The 17,419-nt window shown below is 66.7% G+C and carries 15 protein-coding genes; 2 read left to right on the top strand and 13 right to left on the bottom strand.

What is annotated here, in order from left to right; genetic code table 11:
• The gene (locus R9X41_RS16095) at positions 1-465 is read right to left on the bottom strand and encodes a hypothetical protein (RefSeq protein ID WP_318631451.1); all 465 of its coding nucleotides are present in this window, start codon (positions 463-465) and stop codon (positions 1-3) included.
• A gap of 516 nt (positions 466-981) precedes the next feature.
• Here R9X41_RS16095 and R9X41_RS16090 point away from each other — a divergent pair.
• A complete protein-coding gene (locus tag R9X41_RS16090; protein WP_318631450.1) occupies positions 982-2,796 on the top strand; it encodes a methyl-accepting chemotaxis protein in 1,815 nt (604 codons plus the stop codon).
• A 942-nt stretch (positions 2,797-3,738) separates the two neighbouring features.
• Here the strand turns inward: R9X41_RS16090 and hutG are convergent.
• The 11 genes from hutG to R9X41_RS16035 are packed head-to-tail and all read right to left on the bottom strand — an operon-like array spanning position 3,739 to position 15,833.
• Entirely contained in the window at positions 3,739-4,533 is a 795-nt protein-coding gene (gene hutG / locus R9X41_RS16085) for an N-formylglutamate deformylase (protein ID WP_318631449.1), read from the bottom strand.
• On the bottom strand, positions 4,530-5,543 hold the full coding sequence (locus R9X41_RS16080) for a hydroxyacid dehydrogenase (protein ID WP_318631448.1): 1,014 nt from the start codon (positions 5,541-5,543) through the stop codon (positions 4,530-4,532). The genes hutG and R9X41_RS16080 overlap by 4 nt, the downstream gene beginning before the upstream one ends.
• Before the next feature lies 1 nt (position 5,544).
• Complete coding sequence (locus R9X41_RS16075) at positions 5,545-6,837, bottom strand: Zn-dependent hydrolase (protein ID WP_318631447.1); 1,293 nt, start codon at positions 6,835-6,837, stop codon at positions 5,545-5,547.
• Entirely contained in the window at positions 6,834-8,486 is a 1,653-nt protein-coding gene (locus R9X41_RS16070; protein WP_318631446.1) for an ABC transporter ATP-binding protein, read from the bottom strand. The genes R9X41_RS16075 and R9X41_RS16070 overlap by 4 nt, the downstream gene beginning before the upstream one ends.
• A gap of 1 nt (position 8,487) precedes the next feature.
• Complete coding sequence (locus R9X41_RS16065) at positions 8,488-9,327, bottom strand: ABC transporter permease (RefSeq protein ID WP_318631445.1); 840 nt, start codon at positions 9,325-9,327, stop codon at positions 8,488-8,490.
• 14 nt (positions 9,328-9,341) lie between these two features.
• Positions 9,342-10,328: an ABC transporter permease gene (locus R9X41_RS16060; RefSeq protein WP_318631444.1), complete on the bottom strand. Its 987-nt coding sequence runs from the start codon at positions 10,326-10,328 to the stop codon at positions 9,342-9,344.
• A 43-nt stretch (positions 10,329-10,371) separates the two neighbouring features.
• Positions 10,372-11,955, bottom strand: a complete 1,584-nt coding sequence (locus R9X41_RS16055) for an ABC transporter substrate-binding protein (protein ID WP_318631443.1) — start codon at positions 11,953-11,955, stop codon at positions 10,372-10,374.
• Positions 11,956-12,015: 60 nt separating this feature from the next.
• Positions 12,016-12,768, bottom strand: a complete 753-nt coding sequence (locus R9X41_RS16050; protein WP_318631442.1) for a LamB/YcsF family protein — start codon at positions 12,766-12,768, stop codon at positions 12,016-12,018.
• Positions 12,769-12,811: 43 nt separating this feature from the next.
• Positions 12,812-13,825: a 5-oxoprolinase subunit C family protein gene (locus R9X41_RS16045; RefSeq protein WP_318631441.1), complete on the bottom strand. Its 1,014-nt coding sequence runs from the start codon at positions 13,823-13,825 to the stop codon at positions 12,812-12,814.
• Entirely contained in the window at positions 13,822-14,565 is a 744-nt protein-coding gene (gene pxpB / locus R9X41_RS16040) for a 5-oxoprolinase subunit PxpB (RefSeq protein ID WP_318631440.1), read from the bottom strand. Before pxpB ends, R9X41_RS16045 begins: the two co-directional genes overlap by 4 nt.
• The gene (locus R9X41_RS16035) at positions 14,562-15,833 is read right to left on the bottom strand and encodes a pyridoxal phosphate-dependent aminotransferase (RefSeq protein ID WP_318631439.1); all 1,272 of its coding nucleotides are present in this window, start codon (positions 15,831-15,833) and stop codon (positions 14,562-14,564) included. The genes pxpB and R9X41_RS16035 overlap by 4 nt, the downstream gene beginning before the upstream one ends.
• Positions 15,834-15,935: 102 nt before the next feature.
• Between R9X41_RS16035 and R9X41_RS16030 the strand changes: the two genes are divergently transcribed.
• Positions 15,936-16,625 carry a GntR family transcriptional regulator gene (locus R9X41_RS16030; protein WP_318631438.1) on the top strand — a complete coding sequence of 230 codons (690 nt, stop codon included), beginning with the start codon at positions 15,936-15,938 and terminating at the stop codon, positions 16,623-16,625.
• Here R9X41_RS16030 and R9X41_RS16025 read toward each other — a convergent pair.
• Positions 16,603-16,962, bottom strand: a complete 360-nt coding sequence (locus R9X41_RS16025; RefSeq protein ID WP_318631437.1) for a hypothetical protein — start codon at positions 16,960-16,962, stop codon at positions 16,603-16,605. The genes R9X41_RS16030 and R9X41_RS16025 overlap by 23 nt on opposite strands.
• Positions 16,963-17,419 lie beyond the last annotated feature (457 nt).

Genomic DNA, 17,419 nt, shown 5'->3' with positions numbered 1-17,419 from the left:
TCAGACCACCGTGTTGATGAACTGCCGGCTCGCCGCCAGGCCGAGCGCCGCGTACTGGCCGACGGTGCCCAGGGCCGAGCTCACCGTGTCGGTCACCGCGTTGGCCGCGTCGCCGATGCCGTCGGCCACGCTTTCCACCGCATGGGCCACACCGTCGTAGGCGCTCTCGGCCAGGTCGGCGCTGGCGCTGGCCAGATCGGAAACCCCGGTGCCGACCGTGGTGACACCGCTCTTCACCGCGTCGTATCCGGACTCGATGGCGTCACCCGCCTTTTGCAGGGCCTCGACGCTGAACTGCACCACCGAGCTGGCGCCGGAGCCCACGGCTTCGGCCGTGCCGATGGCGCTAGCGGCCACCGGGCCGAACAGGCGGGCGTTGGTTTCGTAATCGCCTTCGGTGCGTGTGGCGCTGCTGCGGGTATAGGGATTGGGTGAAATACCGGATATCGAACCGATGCTGCTCATGATCACATCCTTGGGTTTGGTTTGACGATGGATGAATGCTAGGCGGCGGTCCGATGCGGTCACGGCGGGATTAATCGGAGTAAATCCGGCCTGTTCGAGCGTTAATCGTGAATATGTCGGCGGCGATACGTTTTCAATAATATTGGCGTACGTTGGCGTTACAAGAAGAATACATTTTGATCATTAATCATGATTCACCGACATAGTCTTCATGGGTACGACACCTAAATATCAAAACCGGTACACGCGCGACATTCGCCGGAGACTCGGCGGTGACGAAGAGGCGTTGCGTTTGCGCCCGGCATCGGCTGCCAGTCCTGGCGTTGAGATGCGAAACGGCCCACCGCGCACCCGCCATATGCGCTTTACCAAGTCGTACACGGGTGACAACAAACGCCGTTGTTCCCAACGCACATCCCTGCCGCGCCCCGGGTCTGTCACGGTGATCGACGTTGCATCGCATGGTTACCATTGCGAAAGTTGCTTACCGAACCCTGCCGCAAGGAGACCTCCCCAGTGAACGCATTCCGCAACCTGAAGATCGGCAGTCGCCTGGCGATCGCTTTCGCCGTCATCCTGGTGATCCTGGTGTTGAGTGCCGTCGCCGGCGTCTGGCGGCTGAATTCGTTGGCGAGCCGCATGCATGCACTGGCCACGGTCGACAACGAGAAGCAGCAGATCGCGGCGCAGTGGCTGAACACGGTCACACTCAATGGCGTGCGCACCCGCGCGGCACTGCTTGGATCACCGGACATCGTCCCCGAGCTGCAGCGCGACATGGACGCCACCTCCGCCGTCACGGTCACCTTGCGCGATCGGCTGGTGAAGATCGTCGAGACTCCCGGGGGCAAGGCCATGATCGCGGCCATCGACAGCGCCCGTGAGGCCTACCGCACGCCGCGCGGGGAGCTGATGAAGCGACGCGCTGCTGGCGAGGACGTGCGCGCGGTGCTCGACAGCCAGCTCAAGCCTTTGTCCGATGCATACATCGGCGCGATCCAGCAATTCCAGGTGCGCCAGGAAAAGCGTTATGCCAATGCGCTGGCGGCGGCCGAGGCCGACGCCGAGCAGGGCCAGCATTTCCTGATCGGCTGCGGCGTCGTCGCGGTGCTGCTCGGCGCCTTCCTGGCCGTGACGCTCACGCGTTCCATCGTCGGCCCGTTGCGGCGCGCATCGGAAAGCACGCGTCGTATCGCCGAGGGAGATTTGACCGAGACCATCGTCGTCTCCGGCAAGGACGAAGCGTCCGAAGTGCTGCATGCCCTGCAGGCGATGCAGTCCAACCTGGGCCGCGTGGTGGCCGGCGTGCGCACCAATGCCGAGGGCGTGGCCACGGCCAGCGCCGAGATCGCGCAGGGCAACAACGATCTGTCGGGTCGCACCGAGCAGCAGGCCTCGGCGCTGGAGGAAACCGCCGCCTCGATGGAGCAGCTGAGCTCCACCGTCAAGCAGAACTCCGACAACGCGCAGCAGGCCAACAAGCTGGCGCAGGGCGCGACCAACGTGGCGGTGGAGGGCGGCGAGGTGGTGGCGCGGGTGGTCGACACCATGAAGGGCATCAACGAGAGCTCGCGCAAGATCGCCGACATCATCAGCGTGATCGACGGCATCGCGTTCCAGACCAACATCCTGGCGCTGAACGCCGCGGTCGAGGCCGCGCGGGCCGGCGAACAGGGACGCGGTTTCGCGGTGGTGGCCTCGGAAGTGCGCAGCCTGGCGCAGCGCAGCGCCGATGCGGCCAAGCAGATCAAGGGCTTGATCGGCACCAGCGTGGAGCGGGTGGAGCAGGGGACTTCGCTGGTCGACCAGGCGGGGTCCACCATGCAGGAGGTGGTGTCGGCGATTCGTCGGGTGACCGACCTGATGGGGGAGATCAGTGCGGCCAGTGTCGAGCAGAGCTCGGGTGTCGCGCAGGTCGGGGAAGCGGTCATGCAGATGGACCAGGCGACGCAGCAGAACGCCGCGCTGGTGGAGCAGAGTGCGGCTGCTGCGGCCAGCCTGAAAGGGCAGGCCGAACAGTTGGTCGAGGCGGTGGCGGTGTTTCGGCTTGCTGGCGGTGGTGGGGCCGTCGGGCGGGCTTATACGGCGCCGGCCGCAGTGAAGCATGCGGCGATTGCTGCGCCTGCACCTGCGCCTCGGGCTGGGGCGCCGGCTTCGGTTGCTTTCAAGCGGCCGGTGGCGGGGGGTGGTTCGGAGGCGCGGGCGGGGCATTCGCCGAGCTCTTCCGGTGGAGGTGCTGCGCCGCAGTTGGGTGGGGGGGCTCCGCGGAAGGCGGCCGCTTCGGCGCCGGCTGCTGCGGCTCAGTCGGATGATGACTGGGAGACTTTTTGATCTCTGACTTCTGGCTGCTTTTTGCGGTAGCCGGTTTTGGGGATTGATCTTGGGGTGGTTTTCTTTTATTGAGCGTTGGGTTTTGGGGCTTGCTCTTTGCTGGGGTGGTTGCGTCTTTCTTCTTTTCTTCTCTCTTCCGAGGGTGGAGCTGGGGGCTTGCGCGCCCCCAGACCCGCGGTAACTTTCTTTCCGCTGAAAGAAAGTCACCAAAGAAAAGCTTTTGAAGACGAGCTCGAGGCTCGGTCGGGCCATTGCTTCGCTCGGCCTGGGGAATGTGCCTTCGAACGCTCTAGCGGCAACAGTTTGGACAAGGGTTGATCCAGTGCCTGGGCCCCTGCTTCGCAGGGTCGGGGCTGAGAGGGTAAGGACAGGCGACCGCACTGGCGGAGCGCGCAGGCGCCATGCGAAGTGCCCTGGCGGAATGCGAGCGCGGCACCTGAGCATCGATCCGGACCAGCGCCTGATCGGACGTGAGGCCATGAATGCGGCCCAGACCAAAGCACGCAGTGAGCATGGCGATTGGACCAGCGCGGCCCCATCACCGTGCTCAGTGCGGTCGCCTATTCTTACCCTCTTAGCCTCGACCCGCGAAGCGGGGCCATGGCTCTGGATCAACCCTTGTCCAAACTGTTGCCGCTAGAGCGTTCGAAGGCACATTCCCCAGGCCGAGCGAAGCTATGGCCCGACCGAGCCTCGAGCTCGTCTTCAAGGCAACTTTCTTTGGTGACTTTCTTTTTTGCCAGAAAAGAAAGTTACCGCGGGTCTGGGGGCGCGCAAGCCCCCAGTTCCACCCTCGGCAAAGAGAAGAAAAATAAAATGAGAGGCCAGCTCAGCAAAGAGAGATCTCCCAATCCCACCCTCGACAGAGAGAAGAAAGGGAAATCAACCAACCCAGACGAGTAATAAGCAACCCCCGCTCTCAGCAAGCAGAACCGTCAAATCTCAAGGCAAAGCGGAAAACGCCGCCCGCACCATCGACTCCACCACCGGCATAACCCCGCAAGCCAAATCATCCCGCCACCCAAACGGCACGGACTCGTCCATATAAAGACACTGAGCCATTTCCAGCTGAACGGTATGCACCCCCTCGGCAGGCCGCCCGTAATTCCGGGTAATGAACCCCCCCTTGAACCGCCCATCGGCAACCCAGGAAAAAGCCCCCGCCGAAGTGGCGGCAACAACCGCCTCCCGCATGGCAGGCGAACAAGACTTCCCATCGAAAGTCCCGACATTCAACCCCGGCAACTCCCCTGGAAACAGCCGAGGCAAAACACTGGCGATGGAGTGCGCCTCCCACACCAGCACCTGCCCGAAGAGCCCCTTCAATCGATCGATCTCCCCCTGCAGCGCCTCGTGATAGGGCCGCCAGTACACATCGACCCGCTCCGCCGTCTCCGCAGCATCCGGCGGCGCGAACCCCTCCGCGTACACGGGCTCACCCCGAAACGTCTCCGCGGGACATAGACCGGTGGTCGTCTGCCCCGGATACAGACTCTCGCCCGTGCTCGACCGGTTCAGGTCGATGACATAGCGCGAATAGTTCGCCCGCAGCATCGAAGCCCCCATGCCCCGCGCAAAGTCATAGAGCCGCGCCAGGTGCCAGTCGGTATCGGCCACCAGACGCGCCGCCGGCGTCATGCGTTCTGCAAACGATTCGGGCAGCACTTCGCCGCCATGGGGAATGGAGATCAGCAGGGGAACCGTGCCCTGGATCAGGGAAAAGACGGGTGGATTCATGAGTGGGACAAGGAGGACATCGAAACAGGAGAAACAACCACCGGCCAGCGCCGCCGCAACCACACCTCCGGCCGCACCAGGTCTTCCGGCATCTGACCGCCGAGCGCCGCGATCACCTGCTGCGCGCACTGGCTGGCCGTGGCATGCAGGGCTTCCTGCGAGGAGCCGGCGACGTGCGGCGTGAGCAGCACGTTGGCCAAGGCGGCCAGTTCGGCGTGCGAGGCAAACGGCTCGGTCTCGAACACGTCGAGCCCGGCGCCGAAAATGCGGCCTTCGCGCAAGGCGGCGCAGAGCGCGGCTTCGTCGATCAGGCCGCCACGCGAGGTGTTCACCACGATGGCGGTCGGCTTCATCTGCCGCAGCGCGGCGGCGTCGAGTGTATGGCGGGTGTCGGCACGCAGCGGACGGTGCAGCGAGACCACGTCGGCGGCCTGTAGCAAGGCGTCGAACGAGGCCGCGGCGGTCGCGCCGCAGGCGGCCAGGTCGCGCGGATCGGCGTTGGGCGACCAGGCCAGCACCCGCATGCCCAGGCCGCGCGAGGCCATCTCGCAGAGCACCCGGCCGGTGCGGCCGAAACCGACCACGCCCAGGGTGCGGCCCGACAGCGACAAAAAGGGTTGCCGGTACTTGAAGGCCCATTCACCGCGCCGGGTGGCGCCGTCGGCGGCGACGGCCTGGCGCGACACGGCCAGCATGAGCATCAGCGCATGTTCGGCGACGGCGCGGGTGTTGGCACCGGGCGTGCAGGTGACCGGAATGCCGAGCCTGGCGGCATGGGCGACGTCGATCTTGTCGGTGCCGGTGCCGTGGTTGGCGATGACGGCCAGGCGGGGTGCGGCGTCGAGCAGTTCGGCGTTCAGGCCGTCGCGCACGATGACCGCGTCGGCCTCGGGCATGGCGGCGCGGATGGCGTCAACGCCGCGTGGCTCCAGCACCGTGATGCCGGCGGCACGCAGCAGTTCGGCGCCGACGGGGTGGATGGGTTGGGCGATGAGGCAGGTGGCGGACATGTCAGCGAGCCGGAAGGGCGGAGGTGATCGAAAGCCCGGCCCGCTGGCCCAGCACGGTGCCGAGCACGGTGGTGGCGGCGGCGAAGTCGGCGGTCGCCATGGCTTCGTCGGGGTTATGGCTGCCGTGGGCATTGCGCACGAAAAGCATGGCCGATGGCACGCCGGCGTTGGCGAAGGTGGCGCTGTCGTGGCCGGCGCCGCTCGGCAGGGCGGGGGCGGGCGAGCCCTGTTCGGCGGCGGCCTGCGACAGGGCCTGGCGCAGGGCGGCGTTCATTTCGGCGGGCTCGCTGCCGCTGCGCACGCCGAAGTCGAACACCACGCCGTGCGATGCCTGCAACGCGGCGGCGGCCGCCTGCAGGCGGTCGTCCATCGCGGCCAGGGTGGCGTGGCTGCGCGAGCGGATGTCGACGCAGAACGCGACCTCGCCCGCGACCTTGCTCAGGTCGGATTGGTGGGCATCGGTATCGATCTGGCCGAAGGTGAGGGTGAGCTCGTGGCCGGCGGCTTCGAGCGCGGCCCAGTCCTGCTGGGCGCCGTGGATGAGCGCGGCGGTGGCAGCCACGGCGTCGCGCCGGTGCAGGCGCGGCGTGGCGCCCGAGTGCGCATAGGCGCCCAGGGCACGCGCGCGGCGATAACGCCGGCTGCCGCAGATGCCGGTGACCACGCCCATCGCATGGCCGTCGCCGAGCAGCACCGGGCCTTGCTCGATGTGCAGTTCGACGAAGCAGTCGATGGCCTCGGCGCGCAGGCTTGCCACGCCGCGTGCCACGTCGTCGGGGCGGCCGCCATGGCGCGACAGATGCTCGCGCAGCGGCTGACCGGTGTCGAAGCGGCAGGCCGACAGGGCTTCGGCCGGCAGCAGTCCGAAGGCGGCCTTGCTGCCGATGTAGGAGACCGGGAACCAGGCGCTTTCCTCGGCGCGGATGCTCATCACGGTCACGTCGTGTTGCGGCACCTGGCCGGCAGCGCGCCAGCCGGCGAGCACCGCCAGACCGGCCACCACGCCGGCGGCGCCGTCGTAGTTGCCACCGAGCGGCACCGAGTCGAGGTGCGATCCGGTCATGACGGCCGGCAGCGCACGGTCGCGGCCGGGCAGGGTGAGGTAGAGATTGAGCGCGGCGTCGGTGCGCACCTCCAGGCCGAGCGCATGGGCGGTGGCGGCCATGAGGTCGTGCGCCGCTTGTTCGCCGGCGCCGTAGGTGTCGCGGGTGATGCCGGCGCCGTCGAAGGCGAGCTCTCGCAGCCGGGCGAAGAGGGTGGTCGCCAGGCCGATGTCCGGGGCCGGGACCGTCACGCCAGCACCGCCTGCGTCGGGTCCCATTCGCGGCCGGGCATGGCGGCGATCAGCTGGCGGGTGTAGGCATGCTCGGGTGCATCGAATATCTGGCCCGGCGGGCCTTGTTCCACCACCTGGCCACGGTGCATGACCAGCAGGTGGTCGCAGATCTGCGCGGCCACGCGCAGGTCGTGGGTGATGAAGATCAGCGCGATCTGCAGCCGCTGCTGCACGTTTCGCAGCAGCTTGAGCACCTGGGCCTGCACCGACACGTCGAGCGCCGACACCGACTCGTCGGCCACGATCAGTTGCGGCTCCATGGCCAGGGCCCGGGCGATGCCCACGCGCTGGCGCTGGCCGCCGGAGAATTCGCCCGGATAACGGTCGAAGGCCGACACGTCGAGCTCCACCAGCTGCAGCAGTTCGCGGGCCCGCGCCTCGGCCTGGGCGCGCGGCACGCCGGCGGCCAGGGGTCCGTCGCACAGGATGCGGCCGACCGTGTGGCGCGGGTTGAGCGAGGCGAACGGGTCCTGGAAGATCATCTGGATCTTCGGCCGCTTGGGGCGGAACTCGGTCTCGCTCAGCGGCACGATGTCTTCGCCGTCGAACAGCATGCGGCCGGCATCCACGTCGGTCAGCTTGAGCAGGCATTTGCCGATGGTCGACTTGCCCGAGCCCGACTCGCCGACGATGCCCAGCGTCTGGCCGCGCTGCACGCTGAACGACACACCGTCGACCGCCCGCACCACACGCTTCTTGCTGAACAGGCCACCACCGCTGGAGTAGGTCTTGGTGAGCTTTTCCACCTGCAGTACCGGCTTGCCACGCAGCGCGGCGCTGTCGGATTTTTCGGCACGCAGATGCGGCACCGCGGCGATCAGCCGGCGGGTGTAGGCATGCTGCGGGCGGTTGAGCACCTGCGCGGCGGTGCCTTGCTCCACCAGCACGCCTTTCTCCATCACGGCCACGCGGTCGGCGATCTCGGCGACCACGCCGAAGTCGTGGGTGACGAACATCACGCCCATGCCCTTCTCGCGCTGGATGCGCGCGATCAGCGCGAGGATCTGCGCCTGCGTGGTCACGTCGAGCGCGGTGGTCGGTTCGTCGGCGATCAGCAGCTTGGGCTCCAGCGCCAGGGCCATGGCGATCATCACCCGCTGGCGCTGTCCGCCCGACAGGCGGAAGGGCCACGAATGGCGCAGCGTGGCCGGGTCCGGCAGGCCGACGAATTCGAGCAGTTCCAGCACGCGCTGTTCGCGTGCCTCGCCGGGATAGGCGCCATGCACCCGCATCACCTCGGCGATCTGTTCGCCCACGGTCAGCAGCGGGTTCAGGGCCGACAGCGGCTCCTGGAAGATCATCGCCATGTCACGGCCGCGCATGTCGCGCAGGGTCTCCTCGGGCAGCGTCAGCAGGTCGCGGCCTTCTAGCAGGATCTGGCCGTTCTCGGGGCGCAGGTACGACGGCAGCAGGCCCATGATGGCGTTGGCGCTCATCGATTTGCCGGAGCCCGATTCGCCGACGATGCAGACGATCTCGCCGGCATGGATGTCATAGCTCACGCGGTGCACCGCGTGCTGGCGATCGCCGCCCTGGGGCAGGGCGATGCTCAGGTCGCGGATGGACAGCAGCGGCGTCTTGTGGGTGGTGTTCAGGGTCGCGTCCATCTCAGGCCCCGCGCTTGCGCAGTTGCGGATTGAGGGCGTCGTTCAGGCCCTCGCCGATCAGGTTGATGGACAGCACGGTGAGCATGATCGCCAGGCCGGGCCACAGGCTCATCCACGGTGCTTCGCGCAGCATGGTGCGCGAGGCGCCGATCATGAAACCCCAGCTCATCAGGTTGCGGTCACCCAGACCCAGGAAGGACATCGACGACTCGGTGAGGATGGCGGTGGCCGTCATCAGCGAGGCGGTCACGATGATCGGCGAGGCCGCGTTGGGCAGGATCTGCGAGAAGATGATGCGGCCCGGCGTCTGGCCGATGACGATGGCGGCCTGCACGAATTCACGCTGCTTGAGCGTCATGAATTCCGAGCGCACCAGCCGCGCCACCGGCGGCCACGACACCATGGAGATGGCGCCGACGATGGAATAGATGGAGGGCTTGAAGATGGCCACCAGCACCAGCGCCATGGCCAGCTGCGGGATGGTCTGGAAGAACTCGGTGCCGCGCATCAGCAGGTCGTCGGTGCGGCCCCCGTGATAGCCGGCGAGCGCGCCCACCAGGATGCCGAACAGCACCGCGACGGCGGTGGAGACCACGCCGATCATCAGCGACACGCGGGCGCCGTAGAGCAGTCCGGCGGCGATGTCGCGGCCCAGCATGTCGGTGCCCAGCGGGTAGGCCGGATCCTGGAAAGGCTTGAGCAGCGGGTCGGCCACCATGGACCAGGGCGATTCCTCGAACACGAAGGAAGCGCAGGCGCCGGCGAGGATGACGATGAGCAGCAGCACCAGGCCGAGGGCCGCACCGCGGTTGGCGACGAAGCGCCGCATGAACTTTTTCATGGAATGGGTTCCCCTCAAGCGTCCGCGATGCGGGGATCGATGAAGCGGTAGACCAGGTCGGTCAGCAGGTTGAAGACGACGACCATGGTCGAGGTCACCAGGAATACGCCCAGCAGCAGCTGGTAGTCGCGCTGCATCAGCGCGTCGAAGAGCAGCCGGCCGATGCCGGGCCAGCCGAAGACGGTTTCGGTCAGCACCGCGCCGCCGGCCATCTGGCCGAGCTGGATGCCGGCGAAGGTGACCACCGGCAGCAGGGCGTTGCGCAGGGCGTGGTGGCGCACGATCTCGCCCACCGGCACCCCCTTGGCGCGCGCGGTCTTGATGAAGTCCATGCCCAGCACCTCGAGCATGGAGGCGCGTGTCAGCCGGGCGTACACGGCCATGAAGAAGCAGCCGAGCGAGAGCGTGGGCAGCACCAGGTGCAGGGCCACGTCCTTGACGTGGGCCATGCCGGTCAGCCCGCTGCCGACGGTCTCCATGCCGAAAGGTGGCAGCCAGCCGAGCTGCAGGCTGAAGAAGATGATGGCCAGCAGCGCCAGCCAGAACTGCGGCGTGGCGTAGATCAGCAGCGAGACGGTCATGAGCACGCTGTCCAGGCCCGGGATGCGGCCCTGGTAGCGGCTGCGCGAGGCGATCACGCCCACCAGCACGCCCAGCAGGATGGCGAAGACGAAGGCGCAGGCCATCAGCAGCAGGGTGGCCGGCAGGCGGTCGAGGATGAGGTCGAACACCGGCAGGCGTTCGCGGTAGGAAAAGCCCAGGTCCAGGTGCATCACGCCACGCAGGTAGATGAGCAGCTGCATCCAGACGGGCTTGTCGAGCCCGAACTCGTGGCGCAGCTGGTCGACATAGGCCGGGTCGGAAGACCCCGATTCACCGGCCAGCACGGCGGCCGGGTCGCCCGGCGCCAGCCGGATCAGCAGGAAGTTGACGATCACCACGCCCAGGACGACGAAGACCGCCTTTCCGAGACGGGAAACCAGGAAAGACAGGGTCTTCATCGCAGGGTATCCAAGGTAGCAGGGGAGATGCGTCGTGCTCGACTTACTTGTCGATGTACACGTCGGCGAAGGTGTCGTTCAGGCCGATGGCCGTCTGGATCAGGTTGTGCACCTTGTTGCTGTAGATGGTGGGGATTTCCATCTCGAACAGGTAGCCGTTGGCGACCTCTTCCACCAGGGTCTTCTGGATGGTGCTGTAGAGGCGCTGGCGCTCTTCCACCGAAGTCGCGGCGGCCGCCTTGTCCCAGGCCACGTCCATCGCCGGGTTGTTGTAGCCCTGGTTGTTGACGAAGGCCGAGCCCTTGACCATGTTGCGCGCCAGGTAGAGGCGCGCCACGCCCAGGGCCGGGTCACCGTATTGCGAGGTGAAGCTGAAGGTCATGTCGAAGTCGAAGTCCGACACGCGCTTGGACCAGGTGCCGGCGTCGGCCGATTCGATCTCGACCTTGAAGCCGATCTGTTCCAGGGCCTGGCGGGTGTATTCGCCCAGGCGGTCCCAGGTGGCACCGTAGGGGTAGCTGAGGATCTTGATCGGCGTCTTGGAAACGTCCACGCCCGATTCCTTGATGAGGGCGCGCGCCTTCTTCAGGTCGTAGGTGTAGGCCGGCACATTGGGTTCGTAGAAGGGCGTGGTGGACGACACCGGGCCGGTGGCGATCTTGCCCAGGCCGAAGAAGATGTTGTTGACCACGAACTTGCGGTTGACCGCTTCCATCACGGCCTGGCGCACCTTGACGTTGTCGAAGGGCGGCTTCCTCATGTTCATCTGGATGTAGGCCAGCTTGGAGAACATCTCCCAGCCCTTGGTGGTGGACTGGGTGTTGGCCACCTTCTTCAGGCGCGGCACGTCGACGTTGTCGATGTCGTTGGCGCTGACCACCTGTACGTCGCCACGCTCGAAGGCCACCGCGCGCGAGGCGGCGTCGGGGATCACGTTGAAGACGATCTCGTCGAGGTAGGGCTTGCCCTTCTGCCAGTAATCGGGGTTGCGGCTCAGGATGATGTAGGAGCCCTTCTTCCACTCCTTGAACTTGAACGGGCCGGTGCCGATCGGGGTGGCGTTGGCGGGGTTGGTCTTGAAGTCGGTGCCTTCGTAGATGTGCTTGGGCACGATCGGCATGTTGTCGCTGACGAAGGACTTCAGGAACGGCGCGAAGGGCTCCTTCAGGCGGATCTCGACCTTGTTCGGGCCGGTCGCTTTCACCGACTCGACGAACTGGTTGATGATGACCCGGGCACGCGGATGCACTTCGCGCAGGAACTTGTCGACGCTGAAGACCACGTCGTCCGAAGAGAAGGCCTTGCCGTCGTGCCACTTCACGCCGGTCTGCAGTTCGAAGGTGTAGAGCTTGCCGTCGGGCGACACGGTCCACGACTTGGCCAGGCCGGGCATGGGCTTGAGGTCGGGCGTCCAGGTCAGCAGGCTTTCGTAGATCTTGCCGGCGACGTACTGGGTGGGCGTCTGCTGGTTCAGGCCGAGCATGAGCGTGGGCGGCTCGGGCTGGGCGATGGCGCGCAGCGTGCCGCCGCGGGTCTGGGCCATGGCGGCGGTGGAGGCACCCAGGGCGAGGGCCAGGCTCAGCGCGAGGCCGCGCAGGACGGGACGGGAAGTCTTGGCAGAAGGCATGGGAGAAAAACCTTGTGAGAGCGGACGGGACGGAAAACGGAGAGGGAAAGGCGGGCGGGCTCAGACCGCCTGGACGGCGATGCCCTCGGCGGCGAGCGCCTCGCGGATGCGGCGGGCGAAAACCACCGCGCCGGGCTGGTCGCCGTGGATGCAGAGGGTGTCGGCCTTGATCGGCACGTCCTTGCCCGAGAGCGATCGCACCTTGCCGTCGAGCACCATGCGCTTGACCTGCTCGATCGCCTGGTCGGCGTCTTCGATCATGGCGTGCGGCTGCGAGCGCGGGGTGAGGGTGGCGTCGTCCTGGTAGCTGCGGTCGGCGTACACCTCGAAGGCCACCGGCAGGCCGAGCGATTGCGCGGCCTCGGCCATGTTGGCGTTGGCCACGTAGACCAGCAGGCCGGCGTCGTAGTCGTGCACCGCCTGGGCGAAGGCGCGCGCCAGCGACGCATCGCGCACCGTCATGTTGTAGAGCGCGCCGTGCGTCTTGACGTGGTGCAGCGTGGCGCCCTGGGTCTGGGCGAAGGCGGCGAGCGCGCCGACCTGGTAGACGGTCAGGTTGTAGACCTCGGCGGCGGTCATGGCCATGGCGCGGCGGCCGAAGCCCTGCAGGTCGGGCAGGCCGGGATGGGCGCCCAACGCCACGTTGGTGGCGATGGCGGCCTGCACCGTCTTGAACATCACGTCCGGGTCGCCGGCATGAAAGCCACAGGCGATGTTGGCCGAACTGATGTGCGGGAAGATCTCCAGGTCCTGGCCCATGTTCCAGGAGCCGAAGCTCTCGCCCATGTCGCAGTTGATGTCGATGGAAGGCATCGGTGCTGTTTCCTTCAGGGGTGGTGGATGTGGCGCGCCTGCTTCAGCGCAGCGCGTGGACGGCGGCCTTGCAGGCGTCGCCGAGGCGGGTTTCGAAGTCGAGCCACAGGCGCTCGGCGGCGTCCTGCGTGACGGGGGTGAAGCGCAGCGCGTCGCCCGGCAGCGACTGCGCCAGGGCCGGCAGGTCGGCGCTGCAGACATAGCCGATCTTGGGATAGCCGCCCGCGCTCTGGCGGTCGGCCATCAGCACGATGGGCTGGCCGTCCGGCGGCACCTGCACGGTGCCGAAGACGGTGGCTTCGGACACCAGCTCCAGCGGTGCGCGCAGCTGCAGTGCGGCGCCGCGCAGTCGGTTGCCCATGCGGTCGGATTCCTGGGTCAGCGCATAGGGCGTGCCGGTGAAGGCCTGCTGCGCTTGGTCGGTGAACTGCGACCAGTGCGGGCCGGGCACGAAGCGCAACTGGCCGGCGGGCGTGTCGGGCAGCACCGGGTCGCGCGGCAGGTCGGCGAGCATCGGCAGACCGCTGTCGCGCAGCAACCCGGCCAGCGGCAGGGCGGCGGCGGGCGGCTTGCCGAGCGGCACGCGGTCGCCCTTGCGCAGGGCGCGGCCCTCGAAGCCGCCGAGGCCGCCGCGCACGTAGGTGGCACGGCTGCCGAGCACCGGCTCGGTCGCGAAACCGCCGCGCACCGCCAGGTAGACCCGGGCGCCGGCGCGGCGCGCGCCGAAGTCGAGCACCGTGCCGGCGCGCAGCATCATCGCGCGCTGCAGCGGCACGGGGCGACCCGCGGCGGTGGCCTGCAGGTCGGCGCCGCAGAGGGCGATGAGGGTGTCTTGCGAGAAGGAGACACGCGGGCCGGTGAGGGTGCATTCGAGCACCGCCGCGCCGGCCTCGTTGCCGACCAGGGCGTTGGCCAGGCGGTGCGACCACTCGTCCATCGGCCCGTTGACCGGCACGCCGATGCGCTGGTGGCCGAGCCGGCCGTTGTCCTGCAGCAGGCTGTACATGCCGGGGCGCTCGACCAGCATGCAGGCGTCGCTGTTGAGGTCGACACTCATGGCCGGGCCTCCAGCGTGTCGTGGAATTCCTCGATGCCGATCGGGCGAAACTGCATGCGGTCGCCCAGCTGCACCCGGGTCGGCGGATCGGCCTTCACGTCGAACATGTTCCAGGGCGTGCGCGCCAGGATGTTCCAGCCGCCGGGCGACGTCGTCTGATAGATGGAGGTGATGCCGTTGGCGATGGCTACCGAGCCGGCTTCCACCCGCACGCGCGGCGTGGGGCGGCGGCGCACGCCGGCCAGTCGCGCGTCGAGCGGACCGGCGAAGGAATTGCCGGGCGAGAAGAAAAAGGCATACACGGTGACCGGCACGGCGGTGTGCAGGGCGATCACTTCTTCGGGCGATATGCCGCTCTGGCGCGCCACGTCTTCCAGATCGGGGCCGAGCTCGCCGCCGTAGCAGGCCGGTACTTCGACCAGACGGCCTTCGGTGGTCAAGGGCGGCACGCCGGCGGCGAGCACGGTCTCGATGCGGCGGGTGAGTTGGGCCGAGGGCAGTCCCTGCTTGAGCGAAAACGCGGTCGGCTGAAAATACACCGCCAGCGTGGTGAAGGCCGGCACCACGTCGACCACGCCGGGCAGGTCGGCGGCCAGCAGCGCGGCGGTGACGGCATGCACCGTGCGGCTGGTCGCCACGTCCACCTGCGTGCCCAGTCGCACGATCAGGCAGCGGTCGCCGACCGGCTCGACGGACCATTCGGCCAGCGGCAGGGATGGCGCGGCGACGGCGGTCTTCATGCGGCTTCGGTGGCCGGTTGCAGCCGGGCGCAGGCGCCGACGATGCGGTCGCAGGCCAGGCGCAGGTTCTCGTCGGACAGCGCATAGGCCAGCCGCACATAGGGCGCCAGGCCGAAGGCGGTGCCGGGCACCACCGACACGCCGGCGTCTTCGAGCAGGTAGCGGGCGAAGTCCACGTCGGTCGCGAGGCGTTCGCCGGCTGGCGTGCGCATGCCCATTACCCGCGAGCAGTCGGCATACAGATAGAAGGCGGCCGGCGGCTTGCGGATGGTGAGCAACGGTGCGGCGGCAGCGAGGATTTCCAGCGCCATGTCGCGGCGCGCGCGCAGGCGCTGGCGCCAGTCGTCGAGCATGCCTTGCGGGCCGTTCAGCGCGGCGACGGCGGCGGCCTGGCTGATCGAGCTCGGGTTGCTGGTGCTTTGCGACTGCAGCAGCTCCAGCGCCTTCACCAGCCAGGCCGGCCCGCCTGCGTAACCCAGGCGCCAACCGGTCATGGCGTAGGCCTTGGACACGCCGTTGATCGTGAGCGTGCGCGCCTGCATGGCCGGCGCGGCCTGGGCGAAGGAGCAGAACTCACCTTCGAACACGATCTCTTCGTAGATGTCGTCGGACATCACCAGCAGGCGCGGATGCTGCGCCACCACGGCCGCCAGGGCGCGCAGCTCGTCGGCGGTGTAGAGCGCGCCGGACGGGTTGCCCGGCGCATTCAGCATCAGCCAGCGGGTGCGTGGGGTGATCGCGGCGGCTAGCTTCTGGGGCGTCAGCTTGAAATCGTTGCTTGCCTCGGGCACCAGCACGACCGGCGTGCCACCGGCGATGCGCACCATTTCGGAGTACGAGACCCAATACGGTGCCACCACGATCACCTCGTCGCCCGGGTTCACCGTGGCGAGCATGGCGTTGAACAGGATCTGCTTGGCGCCGGTCGCGGCGATAAGTTCGCGCGATTCGAAGCGCAGGTCGTTGTCGCGCAGGAACTTGGCGGCGATCGCGGCCTTGAGTTGCGGCGTGCCACCGACGTCGGTATAGCGGGTCTCGCCCTGGGCGATGGCTTCGACCGCCGCGTCCCGAATGTGGGCAGGGGTGTCGAAGTCGAGCTCGCCTTCGCTCAGGCTGATGATGCTGCGGCCCTGGGCGGCGAGCTCCCGGGCGCGGGCGGAAGCGGCCCCGGTGGCCGACGGGCGCACCACGCGGAGGCGGTCGGCCAGACGGGTGTCGAGCGCAATGGCAGCGGAGGCAGTGGTGGGTTCTTCGATCGCGAGAGACATGTTTCTTCATGGTGCACACAACGGTGCACATTTGGTATACCACTGGTATCAAGCAATCGTCATGCCACGTATGATGGCGCCGACAAGGCAAAATTGAATCCCATGAACACCAGCAAAACCGCGGACGAGACGGCCGTGGAGACCGACATCGATGTTTCGTCCGGCGTGGGCAAGGGCTTGGCGAACCAGGCTTATGAAGCCTTGGTCGACCTGATCTTTTCGCGCGAACTGCAGCAGGGCGACCAGATCCAGGAACGCATGCTGGCATTGCGCCTGGGGATTTCGCGGACACCTTTACGGGCGGCGATGCACCGGCTGGAAGGGGAGCGGGTGCTGGAGCGGCGCAACGGGCGGTTGGTGGTTCGCATGGTCACGCTGCAAGAGATCATGGAGGCGCTGCATGTGCGGCGTTTGCTGGAGTCGGAGGCGGCCGCGCGGTCAGCTGGCAAGGTGCCGCGAGAGACTCTGGCTGCCATGCGGCTGCAGATCGAGACGCTGATGTCTCTCGATGACGCTGCCAGTCCTGAGCATCAGAAGCTCGATGCCGATCTGCACGGGGCGGTGATCGAGTGGTGTGGGAATCAGATGCTCGGGGAAATGATCGCCGAGGTTCGGCGGAAGACTCGGATGTTTTCTCTCAAGCGGCTTGATAACCGGTTGGGGCCTGTTTGTGTGGAGCATCTGGCGATTATTGATGCTCTTGAGCGGGGGGATTCTGTGGCTGCTGCTGCTGAGACTGCTCGGCATATTGACAATATTAGGCAGTCTATTATTGATAAGTTGACTCGCTGAGTTTTTGAGTTTTTTTCTTGTGGAAGAGGATGGAGCTGGGGTTTTTGCTTTTGCTGAACGAGGCTGCTTCTTTCTGTTTTTCTTCTACTGGTCGTGGGGTGGAGCTGGGGGCTTGCTCATTGCACCGCAGGCTGCCTTTTTTTCTTTTCTTCTCTTTGCAGAGGGTGGAGCTGGGGGCTTGCGCGCCCCCAGACCCGCGGTAACTTTCTTTTCTGGCAAAAAAGAAAGTCACCAAAGAAAGTTGCCTTGAAGACGAGCTCGAAGCTCGGTCGGGCCATTGCTTCGCTCGGCCTGGGGAATGTGCCTTCGAACGCTCTAACGGCAACAGTTTGGACAAGGGTCGATCCAGTGCCTGGGCCCCTGCTTCGCAGGGTCGGGGCTGAGAGGGTAAGGACAGGCGACCGCACTGAGCACGGTGAGAGGGCCGCGCTGATTCGATCGCCATGTTCGCTGCGCACCGTGGTCCAGGTCACGTCGTGATGGCCGGCCCGTTCAAGCGCTGCTTCGGGTCGATGTTTGATCGTTGCGCTCAGCATTCCGCCAGGGCGCATCGCATGGCGCCTGCGCGCTCCGCCAGTGCGGTCGCCTGTTCTTATCCTCTCAGCCCCGACCCTGCGAAGCAGGGGCCATGGCTCTGGATCGACCCTTGTCCAAACTGTTGCCGCTAGAGCGTTCGAAGGCACATTCCCCAGGCCGAGCGAAGCAATGGCCCGACCGAGCCTCGAGCTCGTCTTCAAGGGTTTTTCTTTGGTGACTTTCTTTTGTCCCAACAAAAGAAAGTTACCGCGGGTCTG

This window comes from Xylophilus sp. GOD-11R (assembly GCF_033546935.1).
GTDB lineage: Bacteria > Pseudomonadota > Gammaproteobacteria > Burkholderiales > Burkholderiaceae_C > Xylophilus.
This window is presented reverse-complemented; position numbering and strand designations above follow the sequence as displayed.